Genomic DNA, 25,294 nt, shown 5'->3' with positions numbered 1-25,294 from the left:
TAACGAGTAAGTAGTTTAGTCGTAAGCGTTAAGCGGTTAATCAGTAAAATAGTTAAAGTTAATCGATAGAAATTTGGTAGTAGGGTAAACATGGCTGTTGTTGGACTAGGTACAGATATCGCAGAAATTGAACGTGTCGAAAAGGCGTTGTCGAGAAGTGGTGACGCTTTCGCACAGCGAATTTTGACGGATTCTGAGTTTGAAGTATTTCAGCAACTCAAGCAGAAAGGGCGTTATCTTGCGAAGCGTTTTGCGGCAAAAGAAGCTGCATCTAAGGCGTTAGGCACCGGCATCGCGCTTGGTGTGACCTTTCACGACTTTGAGGTTTCTAATGATGAGCATGGCAAGCCCGTATTGAGTCTGCATAAAAAAGCGCGTGAAATTGCGGAAGCAAGTGGAACCAAGTCGATCCATCTGACTATTTCCGATGAGCGGCATTATGCAGTAGCAACGGTCTTACTCGAATCATAAACAAATTACCGCTAATCTTAATCTAGTTCGAATTCAGAATTAGAAAAAAAAGCAGAGCTCATAGGCTCTGCTTTTTATTGGTCTACATTTAGAGCGCTCAGCCATTCTACCGCTGTTATCTCTTGGCCGGTTTCAAATAATGAATTGCGGTTGCTTGAACCTTATCTAATTCATCTTGAAGTTCAAAAAGTTCTGGCTCGATATCTTCAACGGAAGTGCCGGAACGTAACTCTTTCTCTATCGTCGCACAAACCGATTTTAGCCTTGGGACACCACTGTATGAACTGCTGCCATGCATCTTATGGATTATGTGTATCAACTGTTCAACTGGGTAATCACTGTCTTCAATGGCCTTATCTGCGGCCTCATAAACCTCAGGGATAAAGTCCACTAGCATCTTCAGCATATCGCGTGCGAGATCTTCTTTGTTGGCGGCTTGTTTCATTGCTGCTTGCCAATCAATGATGATGTTCTTATGTTCGTTCGCTTCTGTTTCTGATATTTGGCTACTGTCTATTTCAGTGGATACCGCCGGATGCGCTGGATCTATTTTTTCAATGTGCTCAACCTCTGATGTCGAACTCCAATGTATCAATACCTGTTGTAAAACGTGCTCTTCAATTGGCTTGGTGAGGTAGTCATCCATACCTGCTGCAAGCAGTCGATCACGTTCGCCAATCATGGCATGAGCTGTCACGGCTATCACGGGTGTATTCGCATTATTAGCCAGTTTCTTAATGTTCTGACAAGCGGTTACACCGTCCATTTGAGGCATTTGAATGTCCATGAAGACGATATCAAAGTGTGTTTCTGTTGCCTTGTCGATCGCTTGCTGACCACTGGTGCAACTTATGACCGTTTCTACACGTTCTTTTAGCAACGCGGTAATCAATTTAAGGTTGGCTGGGTTGTCATCAACCGCTAATACCGTGAGCGGCAACTTCTCTTCCGAGTGAGTCTCAATCGCTGGTGCAATCAAAGTTGGCGCCTGATTAGAGACGAGAGTTTGCAACAGTTTTTTACGAGAGAGAGGTTTGGTTATGCACTGAACATCGACCTCTTTCATTAATTGCTCACCCAGCGCGAGTTCGGTACTTGGTGTTCCTATAATTACATTTTGAGCGATCTTCTTAGCGCCAATAGCCCAACCACTTACGGTATCAAATTGGTATTCTTGATTTGCAGCAAGGTTGAGTAGAACGTAGTCATACGAGGTAGACTCGTCCGGCATCACCGAACGATAAGTGACCACTAAGCCTTCTTGGGTCAAGATCTGCTGAGTGATCGATGCCGCTTGCATATTTGGTTCGATCAGCAGGAGCTGTTTGTCTTGTAGGCACTGTGTTTCGATAAGCTCTGTCATTGGCATATCGGTAGAAGAAAGTCTCAACGTAAACCAGAACGTAGAACCTTGGTGTAGGCGACTGGTTAAGCTTATCTCTCCTCCCATCTGGCTCACCAGCTTTTGGGTAATAACTAGGCCTAAACCAGTACCTCCATAACGACGAGAAATACTTGCATCGGCTTGGCTGAACGCTTGGAATAGTTGAGCTTGTTGGCGCTCAGAGATACCAATGCCGGTATCTCGAACCATGAACTGTAGCTCAATGCTATCTTCGGTTTGAGAGCGTAGTTCAACACTGATGTCTATGTTGCCACGCTCAGTGAATTTAATTGAGTTACCTACTAGGTTGGTTAGAATTTGCTGGATTCGGAGTGGGTCTCCTACCACACCTGGTGGAACTTTCGGATCGATCTTAAGCGTCAGCTCTAGCCCTTTCTCATGAGCATTGGTTGCTTGAAGGTTCACTACCTCTTCAAGGCTAGCTTGGAACTCAAATGGAATGTTCTCTAGAGCCAGTTTGCCGGCTTCAAGTTTCGAGAAGTCCAAGATATCGTTGATGATGCTAAGCAGGTTGTTGGCTGATCGTTCAATGGTTTGCAGGTAATCAGTTTGACTGTTCGATAGGTGCGTCTTAAGCATCTGACGAGTAAAACCAATCACCCCGTTCAGCGGCGTTCTCAGTTCGTGAGACATATTCGCTAAAAATTCAGACTTAACTCGCGCCGCTTCTTGAGCTCGTTTTTTCGCGATGTCTAACTCAACGTTTTGAATTTCTAACTGCTCCAGCGTTTCACGTAGATCTGAGGTCGCTTGGTCGATACTGTGCTGCATTTCGACGTGGTATTCTGATAGCGATACCGCCATCGCGTTGATACCGTTTTTCAATGAGTCTAGCTCACCATGCATTTTTCCTTCGATACGCACATCGAGATGACCACGACGAATTCGGTCGACCATATTTTTCATGTGTGTGATCGGTTGCGTTACGTCATGCATCAAGCGAAAAGCAAATACACCAGAGAGCCCAAGCCCAAGAATTAATACCAAGAAAGCAGAGAACACCTCTTGATACTGCTGTAATCGCAGTGATGACAGGTCTAACTCTATCGCAATATAACCGATCGCTTGGTTGGCTTGAGACTGCCCATTGGCTGAGTTGATGTACTGACCCTCAGCGATGATAGGCGTCCGAAGAATCAGCGTGTTATCGAGTAGGTTCGATGAGCTTAAATGCGGAATCGGTTTATCTTTAGGGTAGGTAAGGCTTTCGAAGTCTGGGTGGAAGTTTGAGGTTACAAACAGCTCATGGCGTTCATCAAATACCGCGATACTGCGCACCAGTTTAGAATTTTTTCGATGCGCATAGCTAATCAACTGACGAACAGACTCTCGACTTTCGAGTTTCATGCCTGATTCACTCGCAATCGCCAGTGGTTCAATGATGCTAGTACCAGTATTAACCACTTGACCCTCAAGGTCTTGATAGCGGTTAAATGAGAAAAATGCACTCAATAGCAGCCCAATAATCAGGGTTGGAGCTAGAGTTAAGGTAATTACACGGGCTCTTAAGCCATATCTGGTCATGTTCTTTAATTACATCGAGGTCTGGATATGGGAAAATAACGCACACAATGGCGGTTAAGTGAACGGTAAGCTTAATCAAAGCCGTGACGTTCGACAATGATTCCAAGACATAATAGTGAGTCCTGGATACCAATTACTTATTAAAAGATACATTAGGCACAAGCAATGGCACGTTTTTTCCAACCAAAAAAGAAAACTCAACTCGAGACCAAGCATCAATCGGTTTTGGTTGAACGAATGGATCACAATGGCGCTGGCATCGCTTATCAGAAGAATAAACCCGTTTTCATTGATGGCGCATTGCCAGGTGAGCAGGTGGTTATTCAACTTACTGAGAGCAAAAGTAAGTTTTCGCGAGCAAAACTCATCAAATTACTTAAACCGAGTGAGCTGCGATTAAAGCCATTTTGTAAGCACTTTAATCAGTGTGGTGGCTGTCACCTTCAACATCTTGGTTACTCTTCTCAGGTTGAGCATAAATCACAATCTTTGACGCATTTGATGAGCCAATATCAAACGGCGAATACTGAAGTTACTCAGCCGATTGTAGGTGATGAAACCGGTTATCGACGTCGCGCGCGTATCAGCCTATTTGTTGACAAGAAGACACAGCAGCTTCAATTCGGTTTCCGTAAGAAACAAAGTAAGCAGATTGAAAACATCACCGACTGTGCTGTACTGGATCCTCACCTTAATATATTGCTGCCAAAGCTGAAAAGTTTACTCAATACTTTCAGCAACCTTACGTCTTTAGGACACGTTGAATTGGTTTTGGGCGATACTGGCCCTGTTATGGTGCTACGTCATCTTAAGCCTTTGGTTGAGAAAGATGAGCAAGCATTGATTGCACTCGCTAAAGTTGAAGGTGCTACGTTGTATACTATGCCAGAAACGGACAAGCTTATTCGTTTAGTTGGCGATACGCCTTCTTATAGCGAAACTGGCGTAATGTTACCGTTTGAACCAAACCACTTTATTCAAGTAAACCAGAAAGTGAACCAGAAAATGGTTGCTCAAGCGATTGAATGGCTAGAACCTCAAGCCGATGAGCGAGTGCTTGATCTGTTCTGCGGCCTGGGTAACTTCAGTTTACCGATCGCGCAACAATCGGCATTTGTGGTGGGTGTTGAAGGTGTAGATGAAATGGTCCAACAGGCCACATCTAATGCAGCATTAAACCAGTTAAGCAATACGGATTTCTACCAAGCTAACCTAGAAGAAGAGCTGTCTTCACAACCTTGGGCAAAAGAGAAATTTGATAAAATATTGCTTGACCCTGCCCGTGCTGGAGCGAGTGGGATCGTTGATCAAATTTCAGCGCTAGGAGCGAAGCGTGTGGTTTATGTTTCGTGTAATCCTGCTACTCTAGCTAGAGATTCTGAGAGCTTAGAAAAACAAGGCTATCAATTGGCCAAATTGGGTATGCTAGACATGTTCCCGCACACCAGTCATCTAGAATCGATGGCTCTCTTTATCAAGGCTTAGAGGCCTATAAATAAGGCTTCAAAATGAATCAAAAAGGTGCAGGAAAGCCTGCGCTGATATCAATATGGTCGAACTAACTTGGAATCAGTTAGTCATATTGAATTGGGTATAAAACATAATAACTAGGAAGGCATGATGGTTGCGGTAAGAAGCGCACATTTAAACCCAAGCGAACAGTTTGAGCTAGAAAGTTGGATTGCGTCATTGAATCAAGACGCAAAGACCTCGAATAAACTGATCAAAGTTTATCGTCACTGTGAAGAGCTGTTAAAAGATCACGATCAAGCGTCTCTCCTGCTTTGGCGTGGGCGTGAGATGATCGAAATCTTGGTTACGCTGTCTATGGACCGTGCGACGTTGATCGCTGCACAACTTTTCCCAGTCGTCTCAAGTGGTGTTTTTGAGCGTGAAGCGTTTGAAGAATACTACGGCAAAGAAACCGTAAAGCTGATTGATGGCGTTGAAGAAATGGCGGCGTTAGGCCAGCTAAACGTGACCCTTGAAGGCAGTGCTGCCTCGGGTCAAGTCGATAACGTTCGTCGTATGCTACTGGCGATGGTCGATGACTTCCGCTGCGTAGTCATCAAGCTAGCAGAGCGAATTTGTAACCTTATTGAAGTGAAAAAGGCCCCTGATGCTGTGCGCCGTGCGGCAGCAAAAGAGTGTTCTAATATTTATGCTCCACTTGCTAACCGTTTAGGTATTGGTCAGCTGAAGTGGGAAATCGAAGATTACGCGTTCCGTTATCAACAACCCGACACTTATAAGCAGATTGCTAAACAGCTGTCTGAGCGTCGTATCGTCCGAGAACAATACATCACAGACTTTGTTGATGACTTAACGGCAGAAATGAAGCGTTCAAGCATTAATGCGGAAGTCAGCGGTCGACCAAAACACATCTACAGTATCTGGCGTAAAATGCAGAAGAAAGGCTTAGCGTTTGATGAGCTTTTTGATGTGCGTGCAGTGCGTATTATCGCAGACCAACTGCAAGACTGTTATGCCGGTTTAGGTGTGGTTCACACCAAATACAAACACTTACCAAGTGAATTTGATGACTACGTGGCGAACCCTAAGCCAAATGGTTACCAATCAATTCATACTGTAGTTCTGGGCCCTGAAGGCAAGACCATTGAGATTCAAATCCGTACCAAGCAGATGCATGAAGACTCTGAGCTTGGTGTCGCTGCGCACTGGAAGTACAAAGAAGGTGCTTCAAGCGGACGCAGTGGTTACGACGAGAAAATTACTTGGTTGCGTAAACTTATCGACTGGCAAGAAGAGATGTCTGATTCTGGCGAGATGCTGGATGAAGTTCGTAGCCAAGTATTCGATGACCGCGTTTATGCCTTTACACCACGAGGTGACGTGGTTGATTTACCTATGGGTGCAACCCCACTGGACTTCGCTTACCACATCCACTCGATGGTTGGACACCGTTGTATCGGTGCCAAAGTTGCTGGTCGAATCGTCCCATTCACTCATAAGCTATCAATGGGTGATCAAGTTGAAATCATCACCCAGAAAGAACCGAACCCTTCACGTGACTGGCTAAACCCAACCACAGGCTTCGTTCATTCTGGTCGTGCTCGTGCAAAAATTAACGCATGGTTCCGTGCTCAAAGTCGTGAGAAAAATCTAGAAGCGGGTCGAGACATCCTTGAGGTTGAACTAGCCAAAGTGGGTGCAACCCTAAAAGATGCCGATCAATATGCTTTGAAACGTTTCAATGTAAATACGCCAGATGAACTCTATGCTGGTATTGGTAGTGGCGATTTGCGTATTAACCAAGTGGTTAATCACATTAATGCCTTGGTTAACAAACCAACAGCGGAAGAAGAAGACAAAAAAGCGTTAGAGAAACTGCTTGAGTCAGAAAACAAACCCGCGCAACAAAGCCGCCCTAAGAAAGATGCGGTTGTCGTTGAAGGCGTTGATAACCTGATGACGCATTTAGCGCGTTGTTGCCAACCTATCCCTGGCGATACAATCAAAGGTTATATCACTCAAGGGCGTGGTATCTCAGTTCACCGGGCTGATTGTGAGCAATTAGGTGAGCTTCACCTGCACGCACCAGAGCGTATCATTGATACCGTCTGGGGTAATGGCTTCGTTGGATCATATATCCTAACGCTGCGTGTTGAAGCGCTAGAGCGGAATGGCTTATTGAAAGATATCACCTCTTTGTTTTCAAATGAAAAGATTAGTGTGACGACAATGAAGAGCCGTATCGACTACAAACGTCAGCTATCGGTGATGGATTTTGATTTGGAAGTGACCAATATTGAAATTCTGAGTCGAGTGACTAGCCGAGTAGAACAAATCAAAGATGTCATGAGCGTAAAACGCCTAGGCTAAAATTCTCGTCATACTTGAAGCTGATGGCGTTGTTGCCTGAGCGCACTCGCTCAATCACATAGACAAGCTATGCTCAGGAGTTTCGCTTGCTTGTCGCCTAGCCACAGTTTCAATTATTTAGAGAATTAGACAGTATCAACAAAGGTGAGTGGTTTTGGCTGCTCACCTTTTTTAGTTCTAATATCTTTTAGTTTGAGTACCTTTTAGTTTCAGTGAAGCTATAAATTTAAAAAATCAAAGACAGTGAATAGGAAGAAAATGATGAATCACCCGATTGAACAACTTGAACAGATTATGACTAAGCTGCGCGATCCTGAAGGTGGCTGTCCTTGGGATTTGAAACAAAACTTTGAAACAATTGTGCCGCATACTATCGAAGAAACATATGAGGTGGTGGACGCGATTCACAACAAAGACTGGCCGAACCTGCAAGAAGAGTTGGGTGACTTGTTGTTTCAGGTAATCTTCTACAGCCAATTAGCAAAAGAGCAGGGCTTGTTTGAGTTCTCTGATGTGGTCGACGGTATCAATGAGAAACTAACACGCCGCCATCCGCATGTTTTTTCTGATACCGAATTTGCAAGTGATGAAGAAATTAATGCTAACTGGGAAGCTGAAAAGGCCAAAGAAAAAGCCGAGGCAGGAAAAACTCAGGAAAGTATTCTAGACTCAATACCAAACTCTCTGCCTGCACTTTCGCGTGCTACAAAGATTCAAAAACAAGTCGCAAAATACGGCTTTGATTGGGACTCTATCGGTCCAGTTGCAGATAAGGTTTTAGAGGAAGTCGATGAGGTGCTAGAAGAAGCGCTTCAAGTGACACCAAATGAAGACCTGGTTGAAGAAGAGTTGGGTGATTTACTGTTTGCGACGGTTAATTTGGTCCGACATCTGGGAAAAAATCCGGAATCGGCTCTGACAAAAGCAAATCTGAAATTTTCACGACGTTTTAAAGGCGTCGAACAAATAGTTCGCCAACAAGATAAGGATTTAACCGATTTTTCACTACAACAGCTTGATTCTATGTGGGATGAAGTCAAAGTGGCGGAGAAAAGATAACCAAAGCATTTATCATGAATTGATTTGAAGCAAAAAATAAAAAATAGCAGTGTGATAGATTTCACGTTGTGGCGATAAGGGGCTTCTGGTATATTTTCATCCCGTCCAGAAGTAATCCATTTCCCTCATTCAACCAATTTCAGGTTAAACATGACGACAAATTACATTTTTGTTACTGGCGGGGTTGTATCCTCTCTAGGTAAAGGTATTGCAGCAGCATCTCTTGCGGCTATTTTAGAAGCTCGTGGTCTTAAAGTGACTATGATGAAGCTTGACCCTTACATCAACGTTGATCCAGGCACTATGAGCCCGACTCAACACGGTGAAGTGTTCGTTACGGAAGATGGCGCTGAAACTGACCTTGACCTTGGTCACTACGAGCGATTCATTCGCACCAAGATGACTAAGCGTAACAACTTCACAGCAGGTCGTGTTTATGCTGACGTTCTACGTAATGAACGTCGCGGTGATTACCTAGGTGCAACAATCCAGGTTATCCCTCATATTACTAACTCTATTAAAGAACGCGTAATCTCTGGTGCTAAAGGCCACGATATCGCGCTTGTTGAAGTTGGTGGTACTGTTGGTGACATCGAATCTCTACCATTCATGGAAGCGATTCGTCAGCTAGCTGTCGAATTAGGTCGTGAACGCGCAATGTTCATGCACTTAACTCTAGTTCCTTACCTAGCGGCTGCAGGTGAAGTGAAAACTAAGCCAACGCAACACTCTGTAAAAGAGCTACTTTCTATCGGTATCCAACCTGACATCCTAGTTTGTCGTTCAGATCGTGTTATCCCAGCAAACGAACGTAAGAAAATTGCTCTTTTCTGTAATGTACAAGAAAAAGCCGTTATCTCGATGAAAGACGTAGATTCTATCTACAAGATCCCACAGTTAATCCGTGCACAAGGCATTGATGATCTTGTGTGTACGCGTTTCGGTATCAATGCACCAGAAGCTGATCTGTCTGAGTGGGAACAAGTAATTTACGAAGAAGCTAACCCAACGGGTGAAGTGACGATTGGTATGGTTGGTAAGTACATTGAACTACCTGATGCATACAAATCAGTAAACGAAGCACTTAAGCACGCAGGCTTGAAAAACCGCCTAAGCGTCACAATTAAATACGTAGACTCTCAAGATGTTGAGTCAAAAGGCGTAGAAATTTTAGAAGGCCTAGACGCAATCCTAGTTCCTGGTGGCTTTGGCGATCGTGGTGTTGAAGGTAAGATTCTTGCTGCTCAATACGCTCGTGAAAACAAAGTACCTTACTTAGGTATCTGTCTGGGTATGCAAGTTGCTCTTATTGAGTACGCTCGTAACGTTGCGAAGATGGAAGGAGCACACTCTTCTGAATTCTGTAAGGAAACTAAATACCCTGTTGTTGGCCTAATCACTGAATGGATCGACGGCGAAGGTAAAGTTGAAGAACGTACTGAAAAATCCGACCTAGGTGGTACTATGCGTCTAGGTTCACAGCTTTGTCACCTTGCTAAAGGTACTAAGGCTTACGAATTATACGGTAGCGCGACGATCCATGAACGTCACCGTCACCGTTACGAAGTGAACAATAATCTTCGTCCACAAATTGAAAAAGCGGGCCTAAAAGTATCAGGTCTATCTGCGGACAAGAAACTGGTTGAAGTTATTGAGAACCCGAACCACCCATGGTTCGTTGCTGCTCAATTCCACCCAGAGTTCACTTCAACACCTCGCGATGGTCACCCATTGTTTGCAGGTTTCGTTAAAGCAGCTGGTGAATATCAGCGCGGCGAATTAGAAAAGTAAAAAGGAATACAGGTAGCTGCGTAAGTTGTGCTGCTACCTTTTAAATTTGACATTTATATATATTCAACGAGAAGGAAACATTCAATGTCTAAGATCGTTAAAGTTCTAGGTCGTGAAATCATCGATTCACGTGGTAACCCAACTGTAGAAGCTGAAGTACACCTAGAAGGCGGTTTCGTAGGTATGGCTGCTGCTCCATCTGGCGCATCTACTGGTTCTCGCGAAGCTCTTGAGCTACGTGACGGCGACAAATCACGTTTCCTAGGTAAAGGTGTTCTTAAAGCTATTGAAGCTGTAAACGGCCCAATCGCTGAAGCTCTAGTAGGTTCTGACGCTAAAGCACAAGCTGACGTTGACCAAATCATGCTTGACCTAGACGGTACTGATAACAAGTCTAAGTTTGGCGCGAACGCTATCCTAGCTGTATCTCTAGCTAACGCAAAAGCTGCTGCTGCTGCGAAAGGCATGCCTCTATACGAGCACATTGCTGAGCTAAACGGTACTGCTGGTCAGTTCTCTATGCCTCTACCAATGATGAACATCATCAACGGTGGTGAGCACGCAGATAACAACGTTGACATCCAAGAGTTCATGATCCAACCAGTTGGCGCTAAAACTCTTAAAGAAGGTCTACGTATCGGCGCTGAAGTATTCCACAACCTAGCTAAAGTTCTTAAGTCTAAAGGCTACAGCACTGCAGTTGGTGATGAAGGTGGTTTCGCTCCTAACCTTAAGTCTAACGCTGAAGCTCTAGAAGTTATCGCAGAAGCTGTTGCAGCTGCTGGTTACGAACTAGGTAAAGACGTTACTCTTGCTATGGACTGTGCAGCATCTGAGTTCTTCGACAAAGAAGCTGGTATCTACAACATGAAGGGCGAAGGTAAAACTTTCACTTCTGAAGAGTTCAACCACTACCTAGCTGAGCTAGCGAACAACTTCCCAATCGTTTCTATCGAAGACGGTCTTGATGAGTCAGATTGGGATGGCTTCAAGCACCAAACTGAACTTCTAGGCGACAAGCTTCAAATCGTTGGTGACGATCTGTTCGTTACAAACACTAAGATCCTTGCTGAAGGTATCGAGAAAGGCGTAGCTAACTCTATCCTTATCAAGTTCAACCAAATCGGTTCTCTAACAGAGACTTTAGCTGCTATCAAGATGGCTAAAGACGCTGGCTACACTGCAGTAATCTCTCACCGTTCTGGCGAAACTGAAGATGCAACTATCGCTGATCTAGCGGTAGGTACAGCTGCAGGTCAAATCAAAACTGGTTCTATGAGCCGTTCTGACCGTGTTGCTAAGTACAACCAACTTATCCGTATCGAAGAAGCTCTAGGTTCTAAAGCTCCTTTCAACGGTCTTAAAGAAGTTAAAGGTCAATAATTCCTAGCGAATTATTCATCTAAGCTTTTTAAATGCCTCGCTTATGCGGGGTATTTTTTTGCCTGTATAAAAGTGAACTTATTAAACTGTCCTTTTTATACCTACAATTCGTCATTCTCGAGACCTACGGAGGAGGGCGTTGATAATCTCATCGCGTGTTACGAACAATAATAGTCCCCCCGACTTATTTATTCCCTAGCTCCACATATCTCGCACCAATAAGCGCATTATGGTATATATGTGCCTTATTCTAGTTCCTTCTTTTTCAACCGGCGAAAGGTGTTATGCGAATTTTTGCTTTAGTACTGCTCATAGTGTTTGGCTGGCTACAACATACACTGTGGCTCGGTAAAAATGGTATTTCTGATTACTACGGTGTGAACAACGAAATCCAAGTTCAACAACAAGTAAATGAAAAGCTGCATATTCGAAATGCAGAAATGTTTGCTGAGATTGATGATCTGCGCCAAGGCTTAGACGCAATAGAAGAGCGTGCTCGTCATGAGCTTGGGATGGTGAAAGAAGGCGAAACGTTTTACCGCATAATTGGTGAGGAATCTCATTAATGTCTACACAACTTCAAAGCGTTGTAGCGGTCGTACCAGCAGCTGGTATTGGTAGCCGAATGAAGGCTGACCGACCTAAGCAATATCTTAAGATTCACGGCACAACCATTTTAGAGCACACCGTTGAGAAGTTACTTTCTCATCCACAAGTGTCGCAAATTGTGGTTGCGGTTAGTGACGATGATCCTTACTACCCAGAGCTTACGCTTAATCATAATCCACAAGTGCTCAGAGTGTCTGGTGGGAGCGAGAGAGCTGATTCCGTCCTCTCTGCCTTAGATTATATCGCGCGACAGCAACTCGGTGATTGGGTTATGGTCCACGATGCAGCAAGACCTTGTGTTCAATTGAGTGATATCGACAAGTTGATTTCAGGTGCGATGAACCATGAGGTAGGGGCTATTTTAGCTGCGCCTGTTCGCGATACGATGAAGCGAGGTGCCCAAGGGCAGGTTGAGCATACCGTTGATCGAGCCGATTTATGGCACGCCCTTACACCACAAATGTTTCGAACTAAGCCTTTACGTAACGCATTGAGTCAGGCGTTAGAGCAAGGTGTTTCAATTACAGATGAAGCCTCTGCTTTTGAGTGGAAAGGTTTATCTCCAGCCTTAATAGCGGGGCGTTCAGATAATTTTAAGATTACTCAGCCTGAAGATTTAGCTTTGGCTGAGTTTTATTTAAGTCAGAATAAGGAATAATGATGATTCGTATTGGTCACGGCTTTGATGTACATAAGTTTGGTGGTGAAGGCCCGGTAATTATTGGTGGCGTTAGTATTCCTTACGAGCAAGGGCTTATCGCACACTCAGACGGTGATGTTGCCCTACACGCATTATGCGATGCTTTACTGGGTTCAATTGCAGCGGGTGATATTGGTCGTCATTTCCCTGATACGGATGATGAATGGAAAGGCGCAGATAGTCGTGAATTGCTTAAAGATGTGTACCGTCGAGTAAAAGAGCAAGGTTATGTGATTGGTAATGCAGATATTACTATCATGGCGCAAGCGCCTAAAATGGCTCCTCATATAGACTCTATGTGCCAAGCTATTGCACAAGATTTAGAAACCAGCATTGGCAATGTGAATGTAAAAGCGACGACTACTGAGCGTTTAGGTTTTACAGGTCGCAAAGAGGGCATTGCATGTGAAGCGGTAGTCCTAATTACTAAAAGTGCGTAAGCACCAACACGAAAAGAACAGCATGTCAGATATTTTATCTTCATTGGCTTACCTAAACGGTAAACCAACTGCGAAAGCAAAACTAAAAGCAAAAGCCGAACACTTTGTCGTTAATGAAGACTTAGGTTTTGAGTTTACTGGTGAAGGCGAACACCTAATGGTTCGTATTCGTAAAACTGGTGAAAACACGAGCTTCGTAGCAAATGAGCTGGCTAAAGCATGTGGTGTTAAGTCGAAGGACGTGAGTTGGGCTGGTTTGAAAGACCGTCACGCGGTTACCGAGCAATGGTTGAGCGTACACCTACCTAAAGGTCAGCCTGACTTTTCAGATTTCTTAGCACAGTATCCAAGCATTGAGATCTTGGCGATGGCACGACACAACAAAAAGTTACGTCCAGGTGATTTAGTTGGCAACCAATTTGAGCTGACTTTGTCTGAAGTAACTGATTGTGATGATGTGGTAAAGCGTTTAGAAAAAGTCGCTCAAGTCGGCGTGCCAAATTACTTCGGAGCTCAGCGTTTTGGTAATGAAGGTAACAACTTATCTGAAGCTCGACGTTGGGGGCGTGAAAATGTTCGTACGCGTAATCAGAATAAGCGCAGCTTGTACCTTTCTGCAGCTCGTTCTTGGATTTACAACCTGATCCTTTCAGACCGTATCAAGCAAGATGCGTGTGCATCGGCACTGGTTGGCGATATTGTCGTGAAAGACGGTGCTCAACTAGTGGTAACTGCGGATAATATCGAAGCGGTAAATCAAGACATCGAGAACGGCTCTTCGTTTATTACGGTTGCTTTGGCTGGAGATAATGCGTTACCTACAATTGATGCGTCTCAAGCTTTAGAGCAAAAACACCTTGATGCTGAACCGGATCTAATGGCGCTTATTTGCGGTAACCGCATGCGCCATGATCGCCGTGAAGCTTCGTTGAAGCCTACTGGTTTAACTTGGGAAGTGGACGAAGATAATATTACTCTTAAGTTTTCTCTTGATGCGGGTTGTTTTGCTACCGCTATCGTTCGTGAACTTGTCGAAGAAGTTCACGTAGAGAGAAGCTACGAGCAGTAATGATTCAGTTTGGAGCTAAGTGGCTTGATATGGGAATTTGAGTCACTTGGCATGGAACAAAAGAAAGGAAACAAGATGAAGATTTTACTCAGCAACGATGATGGTGTGCACGCTCAAGGTATTCATGAGCTGGCAAATGAATTACGTGATCTTGCTGAAATTATCATTGTTGCACCTGATCGTAATCGTTCGGGAGCTTCAAATTCATTAACTTTAGAACAACCTCTTCGTGTTCAAGAGATTGCTGAAAATACCTATTCGGTACAAGGGACACCAACAGATTGTGTGCATTTTGCGTTAAATGAACTACTCAAAAATGAGATGCCTGATCTGGTTTTAACGGGTATTAATCACGGTGCTAACCTTGGTGATGATGTGCTTTATTCAGGTACAGTAGCAGCAGCAATGGAAGGGCACTTTTTAGGTGTTCAGTCAGTGGCGTTTTCTCTGGTTGGAAAAAAACATTTTAAGACAGCGGCAGTTATTGCTCGTCGTATCGTCGAACAACATTTAGCAAATCCAATCCCGACCAATCGCCTACTAAACATTAATGTTCCTGACTTAGCCTTGGATCAACTGTCTGGTACTCAAGTGACGCGCTTAGGAGCTCGTCATCATGCTGAAGATATGATTAAGCAGAAAGATCCTCGCGGGCATGATATTTATTGGCTTGGTCCTCCGGGAAAAGAACAAGATGCTGGTGAAGGTACGGACTTTTATGCGATAGAGCATGGTTTTGTATCGGTAACACCGCTACAGGTTGATTTAACGGCGCATGAGTCGTTGGGTGCGATGGCGACATGGTTAGGAGAGAAGTAAGTGAGTAATCCACAAGCAGAGCGTTTAGTTACTTTTCTGATTGAAAATGGCATTCAAGATCAGAAAGTGCTTGATGCGATTTACCAATTACCAAGAGAGAGTTTTTTGTCGCAGGCGATGCATCATCAAGCTTATGATAATAATGCGCTGCCTATTGGACAAGGGCAGACGATCTCTCAGCCGTACATCGTTGCTAAAATGACAGAGTTACTTGAACTACAACAAGATAGCCGTGTTTTGGAAATTGGCACGGGTTCTGGTTATCAAACCGCTGTACTAGCTCAACTTGTTGACCATGTGTATTCGGTTGAACGAATAAAGTCTCTACAATGGGATGCTAAACGCAGGTTGAAGCAACTCGATTTCTACAATATTTCAACCAAACATGGTGATGGCTGGCAAGGATGGTCTTCCAAGGCGCCTTTTGATGCGATTATTGTCACCGCAGCTGCAGAGTCGATTCCTCAGGCTCTTTTACAGCAGTTGAAAGATGGCGGCCGTTTATTAATCCCTGTTGGTGATGACGAACAACAATTGTTGAAGATTGTTCGCCATGGTGACGAGTTTTTATCGAGCGTGATCGAGATGGTGAGATTTGTACCTCTTGTTCCCGGTGAACTAGCTTAATAACAAGACTAATGGTGTAGGTGGGTAGAGAGTCGATGCGTTCGAAGTTGTTAAAAGTAAGTGCTTTACTACTTAGCTGTGCCCTTGTTGGGTGTGCAGCGAATTCGCCTGCGCCAGTTTCAAGCTTAAATAAAAAATACTCTTCGATTGATCGTGGCAGCTATCGCGGTAGTTACTACGAAGTGAAAAAAGGCGATACGCTTTATTTTATTGCTTATGTGACGAACAAAGACGTTAACGATTTAGTTAGTTATAACAAGCTCTCTGCTCCTTATACAATCCACCCAGGGCAGAAGCTTAAGTTGTGGCGCCCGAGCTACAGCGCACCAGCGTATGGTAAATCAACAGTGGCGGTTGCAGCAGTTGCTGCGCCTGTCGCGGCATCCACTACATCATCGGCATCCACTACGTCATCGACAGCAAGTACCCCTAAAACTACGCCTAAAAAGAGTAAAAACTCTAAACCTGCGCCAACTCAAACTACGACTAAAGTGGTTAAAAAAGATCCACCAAAGAAGGTTGAACAATCCAAATCAAAGGAGTATGTTGGTTCTAAAGGTAAACAGAATGTTACACCGTCCACCAAACCAACAAGTGATAAAGTATCCAAATGGTTATGGCCAACTAAAGGGAGAGTAATCAAGAATTTCTCTGTAGGCGAACAAGGAAATAAAGGCATAGACATAGCAGGACAGCGAGGTCAGCCAATAGTATCTACTGCAGGGGGAACGGTTGTTTATTCGGGTAATGCATTACGAGGCTACGGCAATCTAGTGATTGTGAAGCATAATGATAATTACTTAAGTGCATACGCGCATAACGACCGACTATTAGTATCTGAAGGGCAAAGTGTGAAACCAGGGCAGAAGATTGCAACAATGGGAAGCTCTGGAGCCAGCAGTGTTAGGCTGCACTTTGAGATTCGTTACCAAGGTAAGTCCGTTAATCCAAAACGATATTTGCCTTAAATACAATATGCAAATAATACATATTGTATGGAGTGACATAGTCATTTAGCGACATATAAAGTTGTGATGTCATGCTAATTTCGCCAGGGGGAGGCGTTATGAGTATAAGCAATGCAGTAACCAAAGAAGAGTTCGATCTTAACCAAGTAACCACGGAATCGGAAACACTTGGAAAAGCAAAACGAACAGTCACTAAGAAAACCGAAGCGAAAGAAGAAGCTGAAGTTACGTCTAAAAGTTTAGATGCTACTCAACTCTACTTAGGCGAAATTGGTTTCTCACCACTACTAACCGCTGAAGAAGAAGTGCTTTATGCACGTCGAGCTCTACGCGGTGATGAAGCGGCCCGCAAACGCATGATTGAAAGTAACCTGCGTTTGGTGGTTAAAATATCTCGTCGTTATAGCAACCGTGGTTTGGCACTTCTCGATCTAATTGAAGAAGGCAACCTAGGCTTGATTCGCGCCGTAGAGAAGTTTGACCCAGAGCGAGGTTTCCGCTTTTCAACTTACGCGACATGGTGGATTCGTCAAACCATTGAACGTGCTTTAATGAATCAGACTCGCACCATCCGTTTGCCAATCCATGTTGTGAAAGAGCTGAACATCTACCTACGTACAGCAAGAGAGTTATCACAAAAGCTTGACCATGAACCAACGGCTGAAGAAATTGCTACTAAGCTAGACAAGCCAGTTGGTGATGTGAGCAAGATGCTTCGTTTAAACGAGCGAGTGAGCTCCGTTGATACGCCAATTGGTGGTGACGGTGAGAAAGCACTGTTGGATATTATTCCGGACATCAACAATTCCGATCCTGAGGTTTCAACTCAAGATAGCGATATCAAGAACTCGTTGATTTTCTGGCTAGATGAGCTGAACCCGAAACAGAAAGAGGTGCTTGCACGTCGCTTTGGACTACTTGGCTATGAACCGTCAACGTTAGAAGAAGTAGGCCGTGAAATCTGCCTGACTCGTGAACGTGTTCGTCAAATCCAAGTTGAAGGTCTTCGCCGTCTACGAGAGATTCTGATCAAGCAAGGTCTGAACATGGAAAACCTGTTTAACGTTGAAAACGACTAAACGATATTCCACGATCTCGAAATAATAAAACGCTGACCAAATGTCAGCGTTTTTTAGTTTTTGGTCTAGCTCTATCTTAGCTAGAAAACACAGCGCTTGGTTATTTTAATTAGAGTAGTTTCTTCAAGCGGTAGAGCTCTTCTAATGCTTGGCGAGGGGTTAGATCATCAGGATCAACATTCGCCAGTGCTTGTTCTACTTCACTTGGTTCAGGTATCAGGCTCAGTTGGTTCGCTATATCGACGCCGCTTGGCTTTGAGGTTGGAGAGTCGATACTCAATGACTCTAACTGAGTCAGCTTCGTGCGTGCATTCTTGATGACCGCTTTAGGTACACCAGCCAATCCAGCTACAGCGAGGCCGTAAGATTTACTTGCAGCACCTTCTTGCACTGCGTGCATAAAGGCAATGCTGTCACCGTGTTCAACTGCGTCTAAGTGTACGTTCGCTAAGGTTGGAAGTTGGTTAGGCAGTTCAGTTAGTTCAAAGTAGTGCGTTGCAAATAGTGTCATCGCATTGATTTGATTAGCTAGCCATTCAGCACTTGCCCAAGCCAGTGATAGGCCATCATAAGTGCTGGTGCCGCGGCCGATCTCATCCATTAGCACAAGGCTATTTGGTGTAGCGTTATGCAGAATATTCGCGGTCTCTGTCATCTCAACCATGAAAGTTGAACGACCCGAAGCTAAATCATCCGATGCGCCAATACGCGTAAAGATACGGTCGATAGAGCCAATCGTCGCGCTTTCTGCTGGTACATAACAACCGATATGAGCCATCAGCGCAATGAGTGCGGTCTGACGCATGTAGGTCGACTTACCACCCATGTTTGGACCTGTGATGATCAGCATTTTACGTTGATCATTGAGGTCGATAGGGTTCGCAATGAAAGGTTCGTCCATCACTTGTTCCACTACAGGATGACGACCTGCTTGAATTTGCACACCAGCTGACTCTGTCATCGTTGGACGGCAGTAATCAAGAGTGTCTGCACGTTCGGCTAAGTTTTGCAGAACATCAAGCTGAGATACAGAAGAAGCGATATTTTGCAGTTGCTCTAGATAAGGCAGTAACAAATCAAATAACTCTTCCCACAACTGCTTCTCGATAGCCAGGGCTTTCGATTTTGAGTTGAGGACTTTATCTTCATGCTCTTTTAGCTCGGGAATAATGTAGCGTTCTGCATTTTTAAGCGTTTGACGGCGAACATAGTGTGGTGGCACAAGATGGCTCTGCCCGCGGCTTACTTGAATGAAGAATCCGTGTACGTTGTTGTAGCCAACTTTAAGCGTGTCGATGCCATGGCGTTCACGCTCTTCTTGCTCAAGCTTGTCAAGAAACTCTGTTGCGCCCGCTGCAAGGTCACGCCATTCGTCTAACTCGGTATTATAGCCTTCTGCAATCACACCACCATCTCGGATAACCACCGGTGGGTTTTCTTTGATCGCACGCTCAAGTAGTTCAGAAACTTCACCCAAAGGAGAAGCATATTGAGCAAGTTGAGTAAGATATGGGTGTTTAAGTTGCGTCAGTGTTTCAGCAAGCTCTGGTAAGTATTCCATTGCTTGGCGAAGACGAGCCATATCGCGAGGACGCGCTGAACGAAGTGCTAATCGAGCAAGAATGCGTTCGATATCACCGATCTGTTTTAAGGTTGGTTGTAGCTCTGTGAATAGAGCCAAATCTTTCATTTCACCTATCGCGTCTAGGCGCTGATCGAGTGCTGAGATATTGCGCATTGGTTGATGTAACCAACGCTTAAGCATACGACTGCCCATAGCGGTTGCGGTGTGATCAAGCACTTCGGCAAGGGTATTATCAGTGCCGCCCGATAAGTTTTGAGTGATCTCTAGGTTACGGCGAGTTGCCGCATCAAGGATCACTGAGTGATCTTGTTTATCCATTGTGAGTGAACGGATATGCGGAAGGGCTGTTCGTTGGGTATCTTTAACGTATTGGATCAGACAACCCGCAGCACACAAACCGAGCTTCGCATTTTCTACGCCAAAGCCAACAAGATCGCGAGTACCAAATTGTTGATTGAGTTGTTGCTTAGCTGTATCTAATTCAAATTCCCATACTGGACGACGGCGATTGCCATTACGACTTGCCATCAAATTTACAGGTTCGAAATCTTCAGGGAATAGCAGTTCACGTGGTGACGTTCTCTGCAATTCTGCCGCCATTGCTTCTTCGGTTTCCGGCTCACATAGCTGGAATCGACCAGAAGTAATATCAAGCGTCGCGTAGCCAAATTTACCATTGTGGTGGTAAATAGCGGCGATTAAGTTGTCGACTCGCTCAGAAAGCAGGGCTTCGTCGGTTACGGTACCCGGTGTCACGATACGCACAACCGCGCGCTCAACAGGGCCCTTTGAAGTTGCTGGATTACCAATCTGCTCACAAATTGCTACGGACTCGCCCAACTGCACTAACTTCGCAAGATACCCTTCAACAGCATGGTATGGAACACCCGCCATAGGAATTGGCTCACCATTTGAAGAGCCACGCTTAGTCAGTGAAATATCGAGTAGTTGAGAGGCTTTTTTAGCGTCATCGTAGAAAAGCTCGTAGAAATCGCCCATGCGATAGAACAGCAGAATTTCTGGGTTTTCTGCTTTGAGTTTCAGATACTGCTGCATCATGGGAGTATGTTTTTGATCGGCTTTCACAGTTAACTTCTTTCGTTTATTTCTATTGCGGCTTAGGATACGTGAAAGCGTTTCGTGCGAAAAGCGACACATGCGAAAAGATGCAAATCCAAATGATATGACCGTAGATAAAGGAAGCCGATGATGTATACGATTCAAGTTCTTAGTGAACAGCTTGGACATTTACTCGCTAAACACCAACATATCTTAGTGACGGCTGAATCTTGCACTGGTGGAGGTGTAGCGACCGCTATTACAGATATTGCTGGAAGTTCAGCATGGTTTGATCGCGCCTTTGTTACCTACAGTAATGAAGCAAAGCAAGAGATGATCGGTGTTCAGTCTGAAACCTTAGTTAAGTTTGGTGCTGTCAGTGAGCCTGTAGTAATCGAAATGGCTGATGGTGCGTTGCAAAATTCAAATGGCACAATTTCGGTATCGATAAGTGGTATTGCCGGTCCTGGTGGTGGCTCGGAAGATAAACCTGTAGGGACGGTGTGTTTTGCTTGGAAGGCCTGTGATGGGTGGAATAAAGTAGAAACGAATGTATTTACAGGTGATAGATCACAAGTACGCCAACAAGCGACGCACCATGCCCTGCAAGTTATTTATGATTACCTCTCAATGGAAGACAGATAACATTTGTACAAATTATTTTCACACAGGTATAGACACTGTATGAATCAACAGTATAATGAAAGCCAATTAGTCACCCCTATGTGGGTTAGAAATAGATTCTAAATCGCTTGTTGAGACAACCGATTATGTGGAGATAGAAATGGACGAGAATAAACAAAAAGCGTTAGCCGCAGCCCTTGGTCAGATTGAAAAACAATTTGGTAAAGGTTCGATCATGCGTCTTGGTGACAACCGCACAATGGACGTAGAAACTATTTCTACAGGTTCTCTATCTCTAGATATCGCACTAGGTGCTGGTGGCCTTCCAATGGGTCGTATCGTTGAAGTTTACGGCCCAGAATCATCAGGTAAAACAACGTTAACGCTTGAGCTTATTGCTGCAGCACAGAAAGTAGGTAAAACGTGTGCATTCGTTGATGCGGAGCACGCACTTGACCCTATTTACGCTCAGAAGCTTGGTGTTGATATCGACGCGCTTCTTGTTTCTCAACCTGATACGGGTGAGCAAGCATTAGAAATCTGTGACGCTCTAGCTCGTTCAGGTGCTATCGACGTTCTTGTTATTGACTCAGTAGCTGCACTGACACCTAAAGCGGAAATTGAAGGCGAAATGGGCGATAGCCACATGGGTCTTCAAGCTCGTATGCTTTCTCAAGCAATGCGTAAGCTAACAGGTAACCTTAAGCAGTCTAATTGTATGGCTATCTTCATTAACCAAATTCGTATGAAGATTGGTGTGATGTTCGGTAATCCAGAAACAACAACTGGTGGTAATGCGCTTAAGTTCTACGCATCTGTTCGTCTTGATATTCGCCGTACAGGTGCGATTAAGGATGGTGATGAAGTTGTTGGTAATGAAACGCGTATCAAGGTTGTTAAGAACAAGATTGCTGCACCATTCAAACAAGCTGAAACTCAAATTCTTTATGGCAAAGGCTTCAACCGTGAAGGTGAGCTTATCGACCTAGGTGTTAAGAATAAGCTAGTAGAAAAAGCAGGCGCTTGGTACAGCTACAAGGGCGACAAGATCGGTCAAGGTAAAGCTAACGCTGGTAAATACCTACGTGAAAACCCAGAGGTTGCTCTTGAGATCGATACTAAACTTCGTGAGTTGTTATTAACTCCTGCTGTTCTTGAAGAGAAGGGCGCAGAGAAAGAAGAAGAAAGCGAAGAGCTATAAGCTAACGTTTTATAAAGTGAATGCTTGAAATAAGCATTCACTTGGAAAGAATTTAAAGCCTCGCATATTTTGCGGGGCTTTTTTATTGGAATAGCCTATCGGATATCTCTTTAATCAACTCTCTCTCGTTACCTGAGTTTTTAGTGATTATGTCGCCAATTTAGTTCTGCTTTTCTACGGCTAGATATAGTGGAATATTCTACGTTTTATCGAATTTCAACTAAAATCCTGCCCAAGGGTGTCTTTTCTACAAGAAAACTAGTCGAAGCCTTAACCATGATCTACAATACGGCAAAATTCTAACTCGACTATTTTCAGGAAGAGCTGCATGTACATGAGCACTGATGAGGTTCGCAACGCGTTCCTTAAGTTCTTTGAGAGCAAAGAACACCAAATCGTAGACAGTTCATCGTTAGTTCCACATAACGATCCAACCCTGCTATTCACTAACGCAGGTATGAACCAATTCAAAGATTGCTTCTTAGGCGCCGAAAAACGTGCCTACACTCGAGCAACTACGGCTCAGCGTTGTGTACGTGCGGGTGGTAAACACAATGACCTTGAAAACGTAGGTTTTACGGCTCGTCACCACACGTTCTTCGAAATGCTAGGCAACTTCAGCTTTGGTGACTACTTCAAAGAAGAAGCGATTGGGTTTGCTTGGGAATTCCTGACGGAAACTCTTCAACTGCCAAAAGATCGTCTACTAGTAACGGTATACGAGACAGATGATGAAGCATTCGATATCTGGAACAAGAAAGTAGGTGTACCTGCTGACCGTATCGTTCGAATCGGCGACAAAGAAGGCGGTAAACAGTTCGAGTCTGATAACTTCTGGACGATGGGTGACACAGGTCCTTGTGGTCCATGTACTGAAATCTTCTACGATCACGGTGAGCACATCTGGGGCGGCCGTCCTGGTACACCTGAAGAAGATGGTGACCGTTTCATCGAGATCTGGAACAACGTATTCATGCAGTTCAACCGTCACGCTGACGGCACAATGGAACCGCTACCTAAGCCTGCTGTAGATACAGGTATGGGTATTGAGCGTATTTCTGCAATCATGCAGGGCGTTCACTCTAACTACGAAATTGATGTATTCCAAAAGCTAATCAAAGCGACAGCGGAAGTTGTGGGTCATGACGATCTATCTAACCAATCGCTACGCGTTATTGCTGACCACATCCGTTCTTGTTCATTTTTAATCGCTGACGGCGTTATGCCTTCAAACGAAGGTCGTGGCTACGTTCTACGTCGTATTATTCGTCGTGCAGTTCGTCACGGTAACAAGCTTGGCGCACAAGGCGTGTTCTTCCACAAACTTGTGGGTGTACTGGCTGAAGTGATGGGCTCTGCGGCAGATGAACTTAAGAAACAGCAAGAGCTTGTTGAAAAAGTACTTCGCATTGAAGAAGAGAACTTTGGTCGCACGCTCGAGCGCGGCATGGTTATCCTTAACGACGCACTAGACGCACTTGAAGGCAAAGAGCTTGACGGTGAAACAGTATTCAAACTTTACGATACATACGGCTTCCCTGCTGACCTTACGAACGATGTAGCTCGTGAACGCGACTTTACCATCGATGAAGAAGGCTTTGAGAAGGCGATGGAAGCACAGCGTAAGCGTGCACGTGAAGCCGGTCAGTTCGGTACTGATTACAACGCGACGATCAAAGTAGACACGAACACTGAGTTCTGTGGTTACACAAGTACTGAAGGTGCTGGTGAAATTTCTGCGCTATTCGTTGACGGTGAAGAAGTATCTTCACTATCGGCTGGCGACAAAGCAATCATCATCCTTGAAGAGACACCATTCTATGCAGAGTCAGGCGGTCAATGTGGTGACGCTGGTACGCTAAGCACTGCGTCGGGTCTCTTCAAAGTACAAGATACTCAGAAGCTAGGTAACGCATTTGCACACCACGGCGAGCTAATTGAAGGCGTATTTGCTCAAGGCGATAAAGTCGAAGCGCGCGTTGATGCTGAGCGTCGTGCTGCTATTTCACTGAATCACTCTGCAACTCACTTACTTCACTCTGCACTGCGCGAAGTGCTAGGTGAGCACGTTGCTCAGAAAGGTTCTTTAGTTAAGCCAGACAATCTACGTTTTGACTTCTCCAACCTTGAAGCGGTAACACCGGCACAGATTAAAGAAGTAGAACGCTTGGTTAACGCACAAGTTCGTAAGAACCACGTGATTGAAACCAACATCATGGACATCGAGTCAGCGAAACAAAAAGGTGCAATGGCACTGTTTGGCGAGAAGTACGATGATGAAGTTCGCGTTCTATCTATGGGCGATTTCTCTACTGAACTTTGTGGTGGTATCCACGCAAGCAATACGGGTGATATCGGCCTATTCAAGATCACTTCTGAAGGTGGTATTGCTGCGGGTATTCGTCGTATTGAAGCGGTAACGGGTGAAGCAGCTCTAGATGCAGTAGAAGCTCAGGCTAACGCTTACGAAGAGAAGCTTGCTGAATCAGCTAAGAAAGCAAAATCGCTAGAGAAAGAAATCCAACTGCTTAAAGAAAAGATGGCTGCGGCAGAAAGCGCAAACATCATGGGCAAAGTAGAAGATATCTCTGGTACTAAAGTTTTGGTTGCTGCAATTGAAGGCGCAGACAACAAGAACCTACGTACTATGGTTGATAACGCTAAAAACCAAGTAGGTAGCGGCATCATCCTTATCGCGAATATCGCTGACGGCAAAGTTGGCTTGATTGCTGGCGTAACCAAAGACCTTGTTGGCAAAGTAAAAGCGGGTGACCTCGTTAAGATGGTTGCTGAGCAAGTTGGCGGTAAAGGCGGTGGTCGTCCTGATATGGCTCAAGCGGGTGGTACAGACGTTGAAGCACTACCAGAAGCGCTTAAATCGGTACGTACTTGGCTTGAAGAGCGCCTTTAAGCTTAAGTAATTGATATAAAGATGCCCAATCAATTGATTGGGCATCTTTTATTTTGCCTATAGCAAGAGCTTTTAAACAAGGTTTGATTGAGATTAACCAAGAAGTCTAATGGTAACGTTAGACTCC

Annotated in this window: 19 protein-coding genes; 17 read left to right on the top strand and 2 right to left on the bottom strand. The window is 44.6% G+C overall.

All coding sequences use genetic code 11. The features are described from left to right. The first annotated feature begins 90 nt into the window (after positions 1–90). Positions 91–471 (top strand): holo-ACP synthase, encoded by a 381-nt coding sequence (acpS, locus tag L8S15_RS05455; RefSeq protein ID WP_010435769.1) that lies wholly within the window; start codon positions 91–93, stop codon positions 469–471. 115 nt (positions 472–586) lie between these two features. Here acpS and barA read toward each other — a convergent pair whose 3' ends face one another. Continuing rightward, positions 587–3,400 carry a two-component sensor histidine kinase BarA gene (gene barA, locus L8S15_RS05450; RefSeq protein ID WP_010435772.1) on the bottom strand — a complete coding sequence of 938 codons (2,814 nt, stop codon included), beginning with the start codon at positions 3,398–3,400 and terminating at the stop codon, positions 587–589. Between the two features lie 165 nt (positions 3,401–3,565). On the opposite strand from barA, the gene rlmD reads away from it, so the two are divergent. The 13 genes from rlmD (at position 3,566) to rpoS (ending at position 17,787) form a co-directional block, all read left to right on the top strand. After that, positions 3,566–4,885: a 23S rRNA (uracil(1939)-C(5))-methyltransferase RlmD gene (gene rlmD / locus L8S15_RS05445; RefSeq protein WP_016768189.1), complete on the top strand. Its 1,320-nt coding sequence runs from the start codon at positions 3,566–3,568 to the stop codon at positions 4,883–4,885. A gap of 135 nt (positions 4,886–5,020) precedes the next feature. Further along, entirely contained in the window at positions 5,021–7,243 is a 2,223-nt protein-coding gene (gene relA, locus L8S15_RS05440; protein WP_010435778.1) for a GTP diphosphokinase, read from the top strand. A gap of 261 nt (positions 7,244–7,504) precedes the next feature. After that, on the top strand, positions 7,505–8,302 hold the full coding sequence (gene mazG, locus L8S15_RS05435) for a nucleoside triphosphate pyrophosphohydrolase (RefSeq protein ID WP_016768190.1): 798 nt from the start codon (positions 7,505–7,507) through the stop codon (positions 8,300–8,302). A gap of 150 nt (positions 8,303–8,452) precedes the next feature. Beyond that, positions 8,453–10,093 (top strand): CTP synthase, encoded by a 1,641-nt coding sequence (locus L8S15_RS05430; RefSeq protein WP_010435781.1) that lies wholly within the window; start codon positions 8,453–8,455, stop codon positions 10,091–10,093. Between the two features lie 84 nt (positions 10,094–10,177). After that, positions 10,178–11,476: a phosphopyruvate hydratase gene (gene eno / locus L8S15_RS05425; protein ID WP_010435783.1), complete on the top strand. Its 1,299-nt coding sequence runs from the start codon at positions 10,178–10,180 to the stop codon at positions 11,474–11,476. Between the two features lie 284 nt (positions 11,477–11,760). Then, positions 11,761–12,042, top strand: coding sequence for a cell division protein FtsB (gene ftsB, locus L8S15_RS05420; RefSeq protein WP_010435786.1), 282 nt, complete (start codon positions 11,761–11,763; stop codon positions 12,040–12,042). Further along, on the top strand, positions 12,042–12,743 hold the full coding sequence (ispD, locus tag L8S15_RS05415; RefSeq protein WP_010435790.1) for a 2-C-methyl-D-erythritol 4-phosphate cytidylyltransferase: 702 nt from the start codon (positions 12,042–12,044) through the stop codon (positions 12,741–12,743). Before ftsB ends, ispD begins: the two co-directional genes overlap by 1 nt. A gap of 2 nt (positions 12,744–12,745) precedes the next feature. After that, entirely contained in the window at positions 12,746–13,225 is a 480-nt protein-coding gene (gene ispF / locus L8S15_RS05410; RefSeq protein WP_010435793.1) for a 2-C-methyl-D-erythritol 2,4-cyclodiphosphate synthase, read from the top strand. A gap of 22 nt (positions 13,226–13,247) precedes the next feature. Beyond that, positions 13,248–14,294, top strand: a complete 1,047-nt coding sequence (gene truD / locus L8S15_RS05405) for a tRNA pseudouridine(13) synthase TruD (RefSeq protein ID WP_280572062.1) — start codon at positions 13,248–13,250, stop codon at positions 14,292–14,294. Positions 14,295–14,369: 75 nt separating this feature from the next. Beyond that, positions 14,370–15,113, top strand: coding sequence for a 5'/3'-nucleotidase SurE (gene surE, locus L8S15_RS05400; protein WP_010435796.1), 744 nt, complete (start codon positions 14,370–14,372; stop codon positions 15,111–15,113). Continuing rightward, a complete protein-coding gene (locus tag L8S15_RS05395; RefSeq protein WP_010435798.1) occupies positions 15,114–15,740 on the top strand; it encodes a protein-L-isoaspartate(D-aspartate) O-methyltransferase in 627 nt (208 codons plus the stop codon). It abuts the gene before it with no gap. 35 nt (positions 15,741–15,775) lie between these two features. Next, the gene (gene nlpD / locus L8S15_RS05390) at positions 15,776–16,708 is read left to right on the top strand and encodes a murein hydrolase activator NlpD (protein ID WP_016768192.1); all 933 of its coding nucleotides are present in this window, start codon (positions 15,776–15,778) and stop codon (positions 16,706–16,708) included. A gap of 98 nt (positions 16,709–16,806) precedes the next feature. Beyond that, positions 16,807–17,787 (top strand): RNA polymerase sigma factor RpoS, encoded by a 981-nt coding sequence (gene rpoS, locus L8S15_RS05385; protein ID WP_010435803.1) that lies wholly within the window; start codon positions 16,807–16,809, stop codon positions 17,785–17,787. Positions 17,788–17,896: 109 nt separating this feature from the next. Here rpoS and mutS read toward each other — a convergent pair whose 3' ends face one another. Then, entirely contained in the window at positions 17,897–20,458 is a 2,562-nt protein-coding gene (mutS, locus tag L8S15_RS05380) for a DNA mismatch repair protein MutS (protein WP_016768193.1), read from the bottom strand. Between the two features lie 123 nt (positions 20,459–20,581). Between mutS and pncC the strand changes: the two genes are divergently transcribed. The 3 genes from pncC to alaS all read left to right on the top strand — a co-directional run bounded on the left by pncC (position 20,582) and on the right by alaS (position 25,167). Further along, positions 20,582–21,076, top strand: coding sequence for a nicotinamide-nucleotide amidase (gene pncC, locus L8S15_RS05375; RefSeq protein WP_016768194.1), 495 nt, complete (start codon positions 20,582–20,584; stop codon positions 21,074–21,076). 139 nt (positions 21,077–21,215) lie between these two features. Beyond that, on the top strand, positions 21,216–22,256 hold the full coding sequence (gene recA, locus L8S15_RS05370) for a recombinase RecA (RefSeq protein ID WP_010435812.1): 1,041 nt from the start codon (positions 21,216–21,218) through the stop codon (positions 22,254–22,256). A 328-nt stretch (positions 22,257–22,584) separates the two neighbouring features. Further along, a complete protein-coding gene (alaS, locus tag L8S15_RS05365) occupies positions 22,585–25,167 on the top strand; it encodes an alanine--tRNA ligase (RefSeq protein ID WP_010435813.1) in 2,583 nt (860 codons plus the stop codon). Positions 25,168–25,294: the final 127 nt, after the last annotated feature.

Source organism: Vibrio sp. S/42/10 (genome assembly GCF_029890535.1).
GTDB lineage: Bacteria > Pseudomonadota > Gammaproteobacteria > Enterobacterales > Vibrionaceae > Vibrio > Vibrio cyclitrophicus.
The sequence above is the reverse complement of the archived record's forward strand: the minus strand, read 5'-3'. Positions and strand labels throughout refer to the sequence as shown.